Origin of the sequence: Kribbella sp. NPDC051952 (assembly GCF_040680855.1) — a bacterium.
In the GTDB taxonomy this organism is placed as follows: domain Bacteria; phylum Actinomycetota; class Actinomycetes; order Propionibacteriales; family Kribbellaceae; genus Kribbella.
On the sequence record NZ_JBFAXQ010000018.1, the window covers coordinates 148,260 to 161,770 of the forward strand.

Genomic DNA, 13,511 nt, shown 5'->3' on the forward strand with positions numbered 1-13,511 from the left:
TATAGTAGTTGCCGCGGTGAGAATGACCATTCTCAGTCGACACCCGCTCTCAGGCTCGCGTGCACGCCGTACGCGAGCAGCCGCTCGAACGGTAGGGAACAGGGACATCGCCATGAGCTCTCAGAGCCAATCGACCACAGTGGATCCGGGGATCAGTACGCGGAGGCTCCGCACGCTGACTTTCATCCTCGCCGCGGCCTCCGGTGTGTCGATCGCCAACATCTTCTATTCACAGCCACTGCTGGATCTGATCGCACAGACCTTCGCCGTCACCGACAGCACCGCCTCGATCGTGGTGACCGTGACCCAGCTCGGCTACGCCGCCGGGATCATCGTGCTGATGCCGCTCGGCGACCTGATCGAGAACCGCGCCCTCGCCTCGAGGGTGCTGATCGTGACGGCCGTCGCGTCAGCCGTCGCCGGATTTGCCACGAACCTGCCACTCTTCCTGGTGTTCTCGGCGATCCTCGGCTTCACCTCGGTGGTCGCCCAGATCGTCGTACCGCTCGCGGCCCATCTCGCACCCGCGGGACAAGGCGGCCGGTACGTCGGACAGGTGATGAGCGGACTGCTGCTCGGCATCATGCTCGCGCGCAGCGTCTCGAGCTTCCTCGCCGATCTGTGGGGCTGGCGCTCGGTCTACCTCGCGTCCGCCGTACTGATGGTGATCATGTCCGTGGTGCTGGCGCTCACGCTTCCCAGGCGGAGGCCTGACCACACGGGCAGCTACAGCAGTCTGATGATCTCCATCTGGCACCTCATCCGCGAGGAGCCGGCGCTGCGGCGGCGCGCGATCATGCAGGCGCTCATGTTCGGGACGTTCTCCGCGTTCTGGACCTCGGTGACGTACGAGCTGATCAAGGACCACCACCTCTCGCAGACCCAGATCGCGATCTTCGCGCTCGTCGGCGCGGCCGGGGCCGGCGCGGCACCGATCGCGGGCCGGATCGGGGATCGTGGCCTCGGCGGACCGGCGACCGGGATCGTCTTCGCGTTGGGAGCTGTTGCCATGGGCATCGCCGGCTTCGGCGTACACAACCTGATCGTGCTGGCCCTCGCGGGAGTGCTTCTCGATCTTGCGGTTCAGGGGAACCTGGTACTCAGCCAGCAGGAGATCTATGCGCTCCGGCCGGACGCACGCTCGCGGCTCAACACCGTCTTCATCGGCAGCGTCTTCTTCGGCGGCGCGATCGGGTCGGCTCTGTCAGGAACGCTGTACGAACACGCCGGCTGGAGCGGCGTCGCGATCCTCGGCGTGGTCTTCGCACTGATCGGCCTCGGCATCTGGGCCGCGTCGCAGTTGCTGCGCCGAAAGGCCTGAGTTAAGGGTGGTCTCCTCGCCGCGAGTCCGCGCGGCGAGGAGACCGGGTGACGGGCTCGAGGAGGGGCCCGTCTGCCCGGACCGACACAGTCCGGGCGGCCTCGACCGCCTGTTGCGGCCGAGGCTGCTTGGGTTAGCGCAGCGCCTGCGCGATCAGCGCGGCCTGCTCCTGCGCGTGCCTCTTGCCGGAGCCGGTGGCCGGTGCCGCTGAGCGCGGGCGGGAGATCACCTGCAAGGGCCTGGTGAGCAGCGGGTTGAGCTCGGCCAGCAGGAAGTTCCAGGCGCCTTGGTTGCGAGGTTCGTCCTGGACCCAGAAGCAGTCGGCGTTGGGGTAGGAGTCCAGTACGGCACGCAGTTCGCGATCCGGCAGTGGGTAGTACTGCTCGAGCCGTACGAGCGCCACAGCGGCGTCCTTGCTCTTCTCCAGTTCGTGCCGGAGTTCGTAGTACAGCTTCCCGGAAACCACCAGAACCCGTTGTACAGCGGACTTGTCGGGGACCCGGGTGTCATCGATGACGGGTTCGAATCCGCCGCTGGTGAGGGCCTCGAGCGAGCTGGTCGCACCACGGGTGCGCAGCATCGACTTCGGCGTGAAGACGATCAGCGGTGTGGACGATCCGGCCTGAGCCTGCCGACGGAGCAGATGGAAGTAGGACGCTGGGGTCGAGGGCTGTGCGACCGTCAGGTTGCCCTCGGCACACAATTGCAGGAACCGTTCGATCCGCGCGGAAGAGTGGTCGGGACCGCGGCCTTCGTACCCGTGCGGGAGCAGCAGGACGAGCGAGGATCGCTGGTTCCACTTCTGCTCGGCCGAGGAGAGGAACTCGTCGACGACGATCTGCGCGCCGTTGACGAAGTCGCCGAACTGCGCCTCCCACAACACCAGCGCGTCGGGGCGTTCGACGGAGTACCCGTACTCGAAGCCCATTGCGGCGTACTCGCTGAGCAGCGAGTCGTAGCTGGAGAATCTGGCCTGACCGTCGCCGAGGTTGGTCAGCGGCAGCCATTCCTGGCCGTTGGTCCGGTCGTGCAGTACGGCGTGACGCTGGACGAACGTTCCGCGACGTGAGTCCTGCCCGGCCAGGCGTACCGGTGTGCCGACGAGCAGGAGGGAGCCGAAGGCAAGCAGTTCGGCGAAGGCCCAATCGATGCCGCCGGACCGGCTCATCTCGAGGCGCTTGGTGAGGAGCTGCTCGAGCTTGGGGTGAACCGTGAAGCCGGCGGGCGGGTTGACGAACGCGTCGCCGATGACGTGGATCGTCTCCACCGCAACGTTTGGAACCATTACTTGCGGTACGTCGGCTTGAGGCGCCCGAAGACTGGTCGCATCGGCTGGATCGCGGGTCTCGGTGAAGGCGCGTTCGAGTCGGTCGTGGAAGTCCCGGTCGGCCTGCTCGTACTCCGCACGGCTGATGTCCCCGCGTCCGACGAGCGCTTCGAGGTAGAGCGTACGGACACTGCGCTTGGCCTCGATCAGGTTGTACATCTGGGGTTGCGTCATCGATGGGTCGTCGGCCTCGTTGTGCCCGCGGCGCCGGTAGCAGACCAGGTCGATGACGACGTCGCGGCCGAACTGCCGGCGATAGGCGAACGCGAGTTCGGCGACGCGGACGACCGCCTCGGGGTCGTCGCCGTTGACGTGGAACACCGGCGACTGGATCGACTTGGTCACGTCGGTGGAGTAGACCGAGCTGCGCGCCTCGGTCGGCAAAGTCGTGAAACCGACCTGGTTGTTGAGGTTGATCCGAACCGTGCCGCCGGTCGAGTAGCCGCGTAGCCGCGACATCTGCACCGTCTCGGCAACGACTCCTTGTCCGGCCATCGCGGCGTCGCCGTGGATGATGATCGGCAACGTGTCGAACGTCCCGGGTCCGCGGCGGTCCTGCTTGCCACGAACGATGCCCAGCAGTACGCCGTCGACCGCATCCAGGTGGGACGGGTTCGCCGCGAGATAAACCGGTAGCTGTTCGCCATTGGCGCCGCGGTAGCTGCCCTCGGTACCGAGGTGGTACTTGACGTCACCGGAGCCGTCGGTGTCGTCGGTGCCTTGGAACTCGCGGAAGACCTGGGCGTAGGTCTTCCCGGCGATGTTGGTCAGTACGTTCAGCCTGCCGCGGTGAGCCATCGCGATCGCGGCACCGTCCAGCCCCGCGTCGGCTGCGCCGGCCAGGAGTGCGTCGAGCAGCGCGATCGCGGACTCGCCGCCCTCGAGGCTGAACCGGGTCTGGCCGATGTACTTGGTCTGCAGGAAGGTCTCGAATGCCTCGGCCTCGTTGAGCTTTCCCAGGATCCGCAGCTGCTGATCGTGACTCGGCTTCGCGTACGGGCGTTCGAGTCGCTCTTGGAACCAACGCCGTTGCTCGGGATCCTGGATGTGCATGTACTCGACGCCGACAGTGCGGCAGTAGGCGTCGCGCAGTACACCGAGGATGTCGCGGAGCAGCATCCTGCGTTGGGTTCCGCCGAAGTCGCCGGTGACGAACTCACGGTCGAGATCCCAGAAGGTCAGTCCGTGGCTGGCCAGTTCGAGGTCGGGGTGGGATCGCTGTACGTACTCCAGCGGATCGGTGTCGGCCATCAGGTGGCCGCGGACCCGGAAGGCGTTGATCAGCGCCTGGACCCGAGCGGTCTTGTCGACCGCGCTCGCTTCGTCGACGTGGATGTCGCGGGCCCACTGGATCGGCGCGTACGGAATCCTCAAGGCGGCGAAGATGTCCTCGTAGAAGCCGTCACCGCCGGTCAGCAGGTGGCCGATCCGGCGCAGGAACTCACCGGAGGCGGCGCCCTGGATGACGCGATGGTCATAGGTGCTGGTCAGCGTGACCGTCGCACCGATCGCCAGTTCGGCGCGGGCGGCGTCACTCATGCCCTGGTACTCCGCGGGCACCTCCAGCGCGCCCGCCCCGACGACACACCCCTGGCCGGTCATCAGCCGCGGCATCGAGTGCACGGTTCCGATCGCCCCAGGATTGGTGAGCGAGATCGTCGTACCGGCGAAGTCGTCGACGGTCAGCCGATTCGTCCGAGCCTTGGCGACCACCTCTTCGTAGGCCTGCAGGTACTCCCAGAATCCCAACGTGTCGGCGCGTTTGAGGTTCGGTACGACGAGGGTCCGGGTCCCGTCGGGCTTGACCAGGTCGACGGCGATACCGAGGTTCACGTGCGCCGGTGTCACCGCGACGGGCCGGTCGTCGACCTCGCGGTAGTAGGTGTTGAGGCCCGGCAGGTCCTTGAGGGCCTGGACCATGGCCCAGCCGATCAGGTGGGTGTAGCTGACCTTGCCGCCACGGGCCTTCCGCAGGTGGTTGTTGATGACGATCCGATTGTCGATCATCAGCTTCGCCGCGATCGTGCGAACGCTGGTCGCCGTCGGCACGCCGAGGCTGCTTTCCATGTTCGCGACCAGCGACTTCGCCACCCCACGCAGGGGTACGACGGTGTCGTGGGATTCGTTGCCCTGGGCACCTGGTGGTGGCGCGGGCGGGGTGTCGGCCGGAACTGGCGCGGGTTTCGGTGGGACCGAGGTCGTGCGCGCGACGGGCTGCGACCGTACCTGTTCGGGGTCTTCTGGCGATTCGTTGCTGTTGGCTACTGACCCTGTGACGCTGATCGACACTGTCGATCTCCTGCTTTCGTTGAACTGTGGTGAGTGAAAGGACCCGGCTCAGCTGGCCTGGAGGGCTGCGTCGAGGGTCCGGTTGAGGTCGGCCGGGTCACTGCCGCTCTTGGCCAGCACGCTGGCGCCGATCACGGCAGCCAGCAGCGCGCCGGCCGAGTCGCCGGCCGGGCGGACGGAAGTGATCTCTCCGCTCGCCTGCCCGCGTTCGATCGCGGATCGGAAGGCTGCCTCGATCTGGTCGAACAAGTCCTTGGCGACGGCAGCGACGCTCTCATCGGCACTGCCGAGCTCGGCCACGGAGTTGACAATCAGACAGCCGAACCGATGGTCGCCGATACCCGCCAACGTCCGCATCGCCTCGCGCAGCCTGGGCAAGACCGGCTCCGGTCCCTCGAGCCCTTCGGCCAACGCGGCGACACGCTTCGCGCTGTACCGGCGCAGCGCCAGCTCGAACAGGTGGTGCTTGCTCTTGAAGGTGTTGTAGAGGCTGCCTTTACCGATGCCGAGCTCGTCGACCAGGTTCTGCGGGGTGGTCGCGGCGAAACCCTGCCGCCAGAACACCTCCAGCGCCTTGTCGACAACCTCCTCGGCCTCGAACTTCATCGGCCTGCCCATCGCCATACCTCCACGGTAGGCACTTGTGTACCCTGGAGTCAATAAATAGCCCTGGGAGGCCGTGGTGGGATGCTGATCGGTTCACATGTCGCGGTTGCCGGCGGTCTGGTGAAGAGCGGTTTGGGTGAGGCGGTCGAGGCGGGCGCCGAGATCATTCAGCTGTTCGCGGGCAATCCGCGCAGCTGGGCGCAGCGGGCGCCCGACCCGGCGGGCGATGAGGCGTTCAGGGCGGCCTGCGCCGAGCTGGAGCTTCCCGTGGTGGTCCACGCGGCCCATTTGATCAATCTCGGCTCACCCTCGGAGCTGGTCCTGACTCGATCGTTGGCCGCGCTCGATTCCACCTTCCAGCGGGCGGCCGCGATCGGCGCGGAGGCGGTCGTGGTTCACGCCGGATCACTGGTCGCCAGAGGACGTCGTACGGCGGTGCTCGCGGGACTGCACGATCTGGTCGCACCGATCGTCGACCGGGCCGCGCCGGGTGTGCGACTGCTGATCGAGCCCACCTCCGGTGCCGGCGAGGCAATCGCATCCACGATCGACAGCAGCATCCAGTACATGCTCGCGCTGGACGACGAGCGGATCGGGCTGTGCCTGGACACGTGCCACCTGCATGCCGCCGGCGAGGACATGACCGATCCAGCGGCGATCGCCCGCGCGGTCGACAAGATCACCGCCGCTCTCGGCCCGGACCGGATCGGCCTGATCCACGTCAACGACAGCCGCGATCCGATCGGCTCCCATCGCGACCGCCACGAATCAATCGGCCTCGGCACGATCGGCCTAGCCGCCCCCAAGGCACTGTTATCAACGCCAGGCCTACAAGGAGTCCCTCTACTCGTAGAGACCCCGACCCACGCCCGCGACGTCACCCTCCTCAAGGACCTCCGTACGACCTTCTGCATCGCCTGACCGAAGAACGAGATCCCTCCAGAGGTTGATTAACTAACGGCGTTAGTTTAGGTTAACTAACAGTCGTAGTTAATCCGTCTCTGAGGAGTTCACCGTGTCACGACCGCCGAGGATCGATCGGGAGCAATTGCTGGGCGCCGGCCTGGAACTGCTCGACGAGCAGGGCGCCGGTGGACTGTCGATGCGTGCGGTCGCGGACCGGCTCCAGGTCAAGCCGGCCTCGCTCTACAACCACATCAGCGGCAAGGAGCAGCTGCACCAGCTCATCGCCGACACCCTCTGGCTCCGCACTGTCGAGGCATTGACCGGCGACGGCTGGCGCGAGCTGCTCGGGGAGCTGGCCCGGCGGATCCGAGCCACGCTTCGCGAGCACCCGGGCGCGGCAGCCATCGTTGCCACTACCAACCTGTCGGCTTCGACGTACGAACCGACGATCCCGCTGATCACCCAGGCCTTCGCCCCGCTGCGGCTCGACGAGCAGGACGCCCTGCTGATCACGTCGTCGCTCGGCGTGCTGGTGATCGGCCTGGCCCTGGCCGAGTTCGGCGACGCTCCGAACCCGCCGGTCGCTCCGCGCGAGTACTACGACCACTGGTTCGACCTCGCCGTCGAGACCTTCCTCGACGGTATCGCCGCTCGCTTCACCGAGGAGGAATGATGCTCATCGTCTCGATCGCGCTGGTTCTTGTCGCGCTCGCCTACTTCGTCACCACCACCCTGGTCGACCTGCGACCATTGAACAACGTGACCGCGGCCAGTCCCCGCGAACGTCGTACCGAAGTCCTCGTCAACGTCCCGCTGCTCCTGGTCCCGGCGGTGTTGCTCGTTCTCGGTGGGTTGCTGGACCAGGTCTGGCCGGTCTACGCCGGCGCCGGTGCGGAGGCGGTTGCCGCACTCGGCGGTCTGGCGCTGTGGTGGTTGCCGTATCTCGTCGGCGTGACGGTGCCTTGGGCAACGGCCGGCGCCGGGACCAGCTGGGCCGAGCTGCACGCGCGGACCTATGCGCACACCATCATCGTGCTCCCGCGAATCGGTGACCGTCCCCGCCCGAATCTCGAGCACATGATCCTGCACTCCCTGTTCCTGGCCGCCGCCGTCACCGGCTTCATCGCTGCTGCCGGGTAGGCAGCTGCCAACCTCAGTGCGAGTGGATGATCTGCCAGTTGTCGCCCGTGAAGACGACGGCCTGGTCGTCGTTGATCGAGACGTAGTTGTCGGCGCCGTACTCGGCGATCTGGCGGTCCTGGCGTTCGGCTCGGCCGTTGTTGCGGTGGGCCATGACCAGGAAGGGCGCCAGCGCGAGGCCGACGGTCGACTCGGTGACGCCTGGGTCGCCCGGATCGATGGCGGCATCGGGCAGACGGAAGTACGAGAGGTCCGGCGCGGCGAGTGCCGCGCCGGCGGAGATGCCGACGTACGCGAGTCGGCCGCTGCGGACCGCGGGCGGGACATGGCGATCGAAGCCAGTGCGGTTGACGTGGTCGAGCAGGAACAACGGATATCCTCCGGCCACGAAGACGAGATCGGCCGGCTCGAGTGCCCGGCGTACGTCGTCCGCTTCGGCCTGCTCCAGATCGAGACGGTCGACCTGGATGCCTTCACCGGTCAGCAGCCGCTCGGTCGCATCGACCCAAGGCGCCTCCGGCAACGGATTTGCCGCCGTCGGAATCAACACCGCCCGCCGCACCGGATCGGGCCCCGACGCCATCCATTCCGGCAAAGCTCCGAGCCGCGCGGACCCCAGGAACAAGCGCTGACGGTTCTCCATGTGGGTCAGAAATACCACGACCTCGAAGAGGTTGTAACTTAAGGCCTCCGCGCGGCATCTCTGCGGGTAAAGGGGAGGTCCGCGATGTTGAAGATCATCGGTACGGCGGCTGTGCTCGTGGCGGGAAGCCTGGTTCCTGGTACGGCGGTTGCGGCGGAGAGTGCGGCCTGCGGGATGTCGCTGGGATCGGTCACCGCCGGTGGTGATCATTGGTCCCAGTCGGTCACCACGACGGTTCCGCCGACTGCCGGCCCGAACAACCTGGTGGCGGCCGGCGTCTACGCACCCGGGCAGGTGCGGACCAGCAGCACGTTCACCTGGCAGGCGGACGAGTTCGTCGGAGTGATCGTCGAGGGCGGCTTCGTGCTCGTCGGCGACTCGCTGTACCAGACGTCGTACGACGGGAACACCACCCACGACGGCAAGCCCGGGAGACTGGTCGGCGGCGGTTGGGGAGCGTTCGTCGCGGTGGAGTCATCTCAGTACCAGGGCCCGAAGGACGCCGGGATCACGCGATGGAACACCTACGGGCTTCGCAGCGACGGCACCCTGTTCCGCTGGACCGTCGCCAAGAACGTCTGGGGCAGCAAGGCTTCCGCGCCCGGATTCTCCGCGGTCAAGTCGATGGTGCTGATCAGCCAGACCAAGACCTACGACACGTTCCTCGCCAACACGCGCGGCGGTGCGCTGTACACGATCCACATCCCGACCACCGCCGCGATGAAGCCCGTCGTCAAGAAGGTTCGTAGTACTACGTGGCAGGGCTTCGAGACCATGATCGCCCAGGAGTGCGGGCAGTACGGCACGGTCCTGCTAGGCATCGACAAGGACACCGACAGCGGCTACTTGTACGCCGTAGGCCACGCCACCGGCGCGACCACGGTTATCCAGGGCCTCGGCAAGGTCCCAGCCCCGCTCAAGGAAAACGTGTACTTCCGCTGGCGAGTCCCCACCACGCCTCTCAACGGCGAGTAAAGCTGGCGAGTCTCAGTGGCAGTGGTGCTCGGCGCTGCCGGGTGCGATGGAGCCCAGGTTGTCGTCCCTGCCGGCGGCGAGGCGTGACCACTGCGAGGTGGGCCGCCCGTCGAGCCGGAACTGGTCTCCGTCGGTCCGGAAGCGCTGGGGCCACCCTTCCGGTGAGTCCTCCCAGCCCTCCTGGCGACCGTAGATGGTCATGTCGAGCACGCCGTACGACGGCGCCATCGCCTCAACGCCCCGTCCGGTGGTCCAGTAGGTCTCGAACACCCGGTCGCCCTCGCGCAGGTAGCACGCCTTCATCCCGAACGCGCGACCGGCGACGAGGGGATCGAGCGACTCCGCGGGCACGGAGTACCAGGGCGCTTGCCAGCCCATGAAGTCGCGGTAGCGCGACGACTCCTCGAACGGCCCCTGACAGAAGACCGCGAACGTGACGTCGCGCGAGTGCAGATAGGACTGCTCGAGCACCTGCCCGGTGAAGAACGTGCAGCCCTCGCACTGCTCGGCGGCCGGGCTGCCCGTGTGCCACATGTGGTACGACGCGAACAGCTGGGTCCTCCCCTCGAAGACGTCGAGCAGCGGCACTGGGCCGTCGGCACCGATCAGATGGGTGGCCGGGTCGACCTCGACCATCGGCAACCGCCGACGGGCCGCGGCGATGGCGTCACCCTCCCGGGTGTGCGCCTTCTCGCGGAGCAGCAGCTCGTCGAGCTGCTGCTGCCAGGTCTCGCGGTCGGTGAGCTGGGGTACCGCCGGCGTGGGCACAGGTTCCTCCTCGGGTCAGGTAACTATGAGGCTAATAGTGACTGCTATGATCGAGCAAGTACTACACGGAGGTGGTTCCATGCCGGTCCAGCGGGGCTATCGGCAGGCCTGCGGCGTGGCGCGCGGCCTCGACATCGTCGGTGAGCGGTGGTCCCTGCTCGTGGTGCGCGAACTGTTGCTCGGGCCGAAGCGATTCACCGACCTCCAGCAAGCCCTCCCGGGCGCCAGCCCGAACGCACTGTCCGACCGGCTACGCGAGCTGGCCGACGCCGGCGTACTGCGTCGTCGCCAGCTGCCTCCGCCAGGCAATACACGGGTCTACGAGCTCACCACGTGGGGGCACGACCTAGAGCCCATCGTCGTCGCACTCGGCACCTGGGCGCTGGCCGCTCCCCCAACCCCGGAGCAGATCTTCGTAAGCGCAGACAGCGCCATGCTCACCATCCGCACGTACTACGTCCCAACGCCCGACCAGCCCGCCCAAACCCTCCAAATAGACCTACGCGACCACGGCCCCGCCGGAACCTTCACCGCCCACCTCACATCGTCCGGTGCCGCAGTCGCACACGAGCCGCCGGAGCAGCCGGACGCCGTCCTGGTCACCACGACCGAAGCTCTCCTCGCCGCATTCGGCGACGACGACGTGCCCGGTCTCGTCGCGGCCGACGCCGTCATCACCGGCGATGCCGACGTCGTACGCCGCCTCCTGTCGAGCGTCCACGTCCCACCCGCCACAGATCCACGGTGAGATCCACCCACCGAACCGCCGCGAGGTCCTCCGCCGCTCGACTGCGGGGAGGATCTTGCCCCGATTCGGGTACAAAATCGTCCCCACAAGCGCCGCTCGACGTAGGCGAGACCGCGTGACAAATGGCGAGCACCCGTGGATGGAGCTTTAGCTCAGGCCCTTCAACAGTTGGCGGGCCATGACTATGCGTTGGACCTGGTTGGTGCCTTCGTAGATTTGGGTGATTTTGGCGTCTCGCATCATGCGTTCTACGGGGTAGTCGTGGGTGTAGCCGTAGCCGCCTAGGAGTTGGACGGCGTCGGTGGTGACGGCCATGGCTACGTCGGAGGCGAAGCACTTGGCGGCGGCGCCGAAGTAGGTGAGGTCCTTGTCGCCGCGTTCGGATCGCGCGGCGGCGGCGTACGTGAGTTGCCGGGCGGCTTCGATCTTCATGCCCATGTCGGCGAGCATGAACTGCAGGCCCTGGAACTCCGCGATCGCCTTGCCGAACTGCTTGCGCTCCTGCACGTATCCGAGCGCGTAGTCCAGCGCGCCCTGAGCGATCCCCAGCGCCTGCGCCGCGATCGTGACCCGGGTGTGGTCGAGCGTCGCCATCGCCGTAGCGAAGCCGGTGCCCGCGGCACCGATCATCCGGTCGGCGGGGATCCGGACGTTGTCGAAGTACACCTCGCGCGTCGGCGAACCCTTGATGCCGAGCTTCTTCTCCGGTGCGCCGAAGGAAACCCCGTCGTCCGACTTCTCCACCACGAACGCCGAGATCCCGCGGGACCGCGCGTCCGGATCGGTCACCGCGAACACCGTGTAGTAGTCCGAGACCCCGGCGTTGGTGATCCAGCGCTTCACGCCGTTCAGCACGTAATCCGAACCGTCGAGCACCGCCCGCGTCTTCATCGAGACGGCGTCCGAACCGGCCTCGGGCTCGGACAGGCAGTACGAGAACATCGCGTCACCCGACGCGACCGGCGGCAGGTAGCGCTGCTTGACCTCGTCCGATGCGGACAGCAGCAGCGGCAGCGAGCCGAGCTTGTTCACGGCCGGAATCAGCGAGGTCGAGGCGCAGGCCCGGGCGACCTCCTCGATCACGATGACGGTCGCGAGCGCGTCCGCCCCGGCGCCGCCGTACTCCTCCGGGATGTGCGGCGCGTGGAAGTCCGACGCCTTCAGCGCGTCGTACGACGCCTTCGGGAACTCGGCCAGCTCGTCCACGTCACCGGCGTGCGGGGCGACCTTGGCGTCACAGACGGCGCGAACCGCTTCCCGGATCGCCTGGTGCTCCTCGGACAGCGCGTACAGGTCGAATGAGTTACTCACGAGTCACACAGTACGACGAACAATCCGCGAACGGAGGACGTCGTACGCCGAAAGTGACCAACTCCGCACGGCCTGGAATACCGGTGGCCACACGCCGGTCACCGGCTGATAACCACGATGGGTAGAGTCCACGACATGAGTGAAGCGACCTCCCGCCCGCTGCGGATCGCCGTGATCGGCACCAACTACCTGGGTGCGAACACCGCTGCGGGGATGGCCGAATTCGGTTTCGACGTGATCGGCGTCGAGATCGACGAGCACCGGCTGAAGCTGCTGAACGACGGCAAGGCCCCGCTGTACGAACCTGGGCTGGACCCGTTGCTGAAGAAGCACGTGGACTCCGGCCGGCTGCGGTTCACCAAGGACTACCACCAGATCGCCGACTGGGCCGACGTGCACTTCATCTGCGTGGGCACCCCGCAGCACGAGAGCAGCGAAGCGGCCGACCTGTCCCAGGTGAATTCGGTCGTCGACATGCTCGCCCCGCTGCTGACCCGGCCGACCCTCGTGGTGGGCCGCTCCACCGTCCCGGTCGGTACGTCTAAGAAGGTCGAGAGCCGCTTCCACACCGAGGCCCCGGCGGGCGCCGGCGTCGAGATCGCCTGGCAGCCGGAGTTCCTCCGCGAGGCGCACGGCGTGGACGACACGCTGCACCCGGACCGGCTCGTGTTCGGCGTCCAGTCCGACGCCGCCGAGACCCGGCTGCGGGAGGTCTTCGCCACCCCGATCAGCGAGGGTACGCCGGTAGTCGTCTGCAACCTGCCGACCGCGGAGCTGGTGAAGGGCGGCGCGAACGCCTTCCTGGCCACGAAGATCTCGTTCATCAACGCACTCGCGGAGATGGCCGACGCGACCGGTGCCGACGTCACCCAGCTGGCCGACGCGCTCGGGTACGACAAGCGGATCGGTCGCGGCATGCTGAACGCCGGCCCGGGCTACGGCGGCGGTTGCCTGCCGAAGGACCTGCGCGCATTCATGCACCGGGCCGGTGAGCTCGGCGTCGAAGAGGTCATCACGTTCCTGCGCGAGGTCGACGACATCAACCAGCGCCGTCGTGCCGGGATCGTCGACATCACCCACAAGATGCTCGGCGGCGAGTGGGTCGGCAAGAACGTCACCGTCCTCGGTGCCGCGTTCAAGGCCGGTACGGACGATGTCCGCGACTCGCCCGCCCTCGACGTGGCCGGCCGGATCCAGCTGCACGGCGCGAACGTCTCGGTCTACGACCCGGAGGCGATGGAGAACGCCCGCCGGGTCCGCCCGACGCTGCGCTACGCCGCCTCGGCGGTCGAGGCCTGCGAGGGTGCACACGCCGTACTGCACCTGACCGAGTGGCCGGAGTTCCGCGAGCTCGACCCGGTCGCGCTCCGGGGCGCCGTCGTCGATCCGGTGATCATCGACGCCCGCCTCCGGCTCGACGCCGACGCGTGGCGCGCCGCGGGCTGGACCTACCGGGCCCCCGGCAAACCCTAAGAGC

The 13,511-nt window shown here is 67.2% G+C and carries 12 protein-coding genes; 7 read left to right on the plus strand and 5 right to left on the minus strand.

Translation table 11 applies throughout. The features are described from left to right. Window positions 1-112: 112 nt before the first annotated feature. Window positions 113-1,321: an MFS transporter gene (locus tag AB0L70_RS29440; RefSeq protein WP_363689810.1), complete on the plus strand. Its 1,209-nt coding sequence runs from the start codon at window positions 113-115 to the stop codon at window positions 1,319-1,321. 133 nt (window positions 1,322-1,454) lie between these two features. On the opposite strand, the gene AB0L70_RS29445 is transcribed toward AB0L70_RS29440, so the two are convergent. Then, window positions 1,455-4,937: a multifunctional oxoglutarate decarboxylase/oxoglutarate dehydrogenase thiamine pyrophosphate-binding subunit/dihydrolipoyllysine-residue succinyltransferase subunit gene (locus tag AB0L70_RS29445; protein ID WP_363689812.1), complete on the minus strand. Its 3,483-nt coding sequence runs from the start codon at window positions 4,935-4,937 to the stop codon at window positions 1,455-1,457. Between the two features lie 48 nt (window positions 4,938-4,985). Then, a complete protein-coding gene (locus tag AB0L70_RS29450) occupies window positions 4,986-5,561 on the minus strand; it encodes a TetR/AcrR family transcriptional regulator (RefSeq protein WP_363689814.1) in 576 nt (191 codons plus the stop codon). A 63-nt stretch (window positions 5,562-5,624) separates the two neighbouring features. On the opposite strand from AB0L70_RS29450, the gene AB0L70_RS29455 reads away from it, so the two are divergent. From AB0L70_RS29455 to AB0L70_RS29465, 3 genes are all read left to right on the plus strand, one after another. Then, window positions 5,625-6,464 (plus strand): deoxyribonuclease IV, encoded by an 840-nt coding sequence (locus tag AB0L70_RS29455; RefSeq protein WP_363689816.1) that lies wholly within the window; start codon window positions 5,625-5,627, stop codon window positions 6,462-6,464. 94 nt (window positions 6,465-6,558) lie between these two features. Beyond that, window positions 6,559-7,122, plus strand: a complete 564-nt coding sequence (locus tag AB0L70_RS29460; protein WP_363689818.1) for a TetR family transcriptional regulator — start codon at window positions 6,559-6,561, stop codon at window positions 7,120-7,122. Then, a complete protein-coding gene (locus AB0L70_RS29465; protein ID WP_363689820.1) occupies window positions 7,122-7,589 on the plus strand; it encodes a hypothetical protein in 468 nt (155 codons plus the stop codon). Before AB0L70_RS29460 ends, AB0L70_RS29465 begins: the two co-directional genes overlap by 1 nt. 13 nt (window positions 7,590-7,602) lie before the next feature. On the opposite strand, the gene AB0L70_RS29470 is transcribed toward AB0L70_RS29465, so the two are convergent. Next, window positions 7,603-8,232 carry a Type 1 glutamine amidotransferase-like domain-containing protein gene (locus tag AB0L70_RS29470; RefSeq protein ID WP_363689822.1) on the minus strand — a complete coding sequence of 210 codons (630 nt, stop codon included), beginning with the start codon at window positions 8,230-8,232 and terminating at the stop codon, window positions 7,603-7,605. 84 nt (window positions 8,233-8,316) lie between these two features. On the opposite strand from AB0L70_RS29470, the gene AB0L70_RS29475 reads away from it, so the two are divergent. Beyond that, window positions 8,317-9,207 carry a hypothetical protein gene (locus AB0L70_RS29475; RefSeq protein ID WP_363689824.1) on the plus strand — a complete coding sequence of 297 codons (891 nt, stop codon included), beginning with the start codon at window positions 8,317-8,319 and terminating at the stop codon, window positions 9,205-9,207. Between the two features lie 12 nt (window positions 9,208-9,219). On the opposite strand, the gene AB0L70_RS29480 is transcribed toward AB0L70_RS29475, so the two are convergent. Beyond that, the gene (locus AB0L70_RS29480; RefSeq protein ID WP_363689826.1) at window positions 9,220-9,975 is read right to left on the minus strand and encodes a DUF899 family protein; all 756 of its coding nucleotides are present in this window, start codon (window positions 9,973-9,975) and stop codon (window positions 9,220-9,222) included. A gap of 79 nt (window positions 9,976-10,054) precedes the next feature. Between AB0L70_RS29480 and AB0L70_RS29485 the strand changes: the two genes are divergently transcribed. Beyond that, entirely contained in the window at window positions 10,055-10,723 is a 669-nt protein-coding gene (locus AB0L70_RS29485; protein ID WP_363689828.1) for a helix-turn-helix domain-containing protein, read from the plus strand. A gap of 147 nt (window positions 10,724-10,870) precedes the next feature. Here AB0L70_RS29485 and AB0L70_RS29490 read toward each other — a convergent pair whose 3' ends face one another. Further along, window positions 10,871-12,034, minus strand: coding sequence for an acyl-CoA dehydrogenase family protein (locus AB0L70_RS29490; RefSeq protein ID WP_363689830.1), 1,164 nt, complete (start codon window positions 12,032-12,034; stop codon window positions 10,871-10,873). Window positions 12,035-12,169: 135 nt separating this feature from the next. On the opposite strand from AB0L70_RS29490, the gene AB0L70_RS29495 reads away from it, so the two are divergent. After that, on the plus strand, window positions 12,170-13,507 hold the full coding sequence (locus AB0L70_RS29495; protein WP_363689832.1) for a UDP-glucose/GDP-mannose dehydrogenase family protein: 1,338 nt from the start codon (window positions 12,170-12,172) through the stop codon (window positions 13,505-13,507). The last annotated feature ends 4 nt before the right edge of the window (window positions 13,508-13,511 follow it).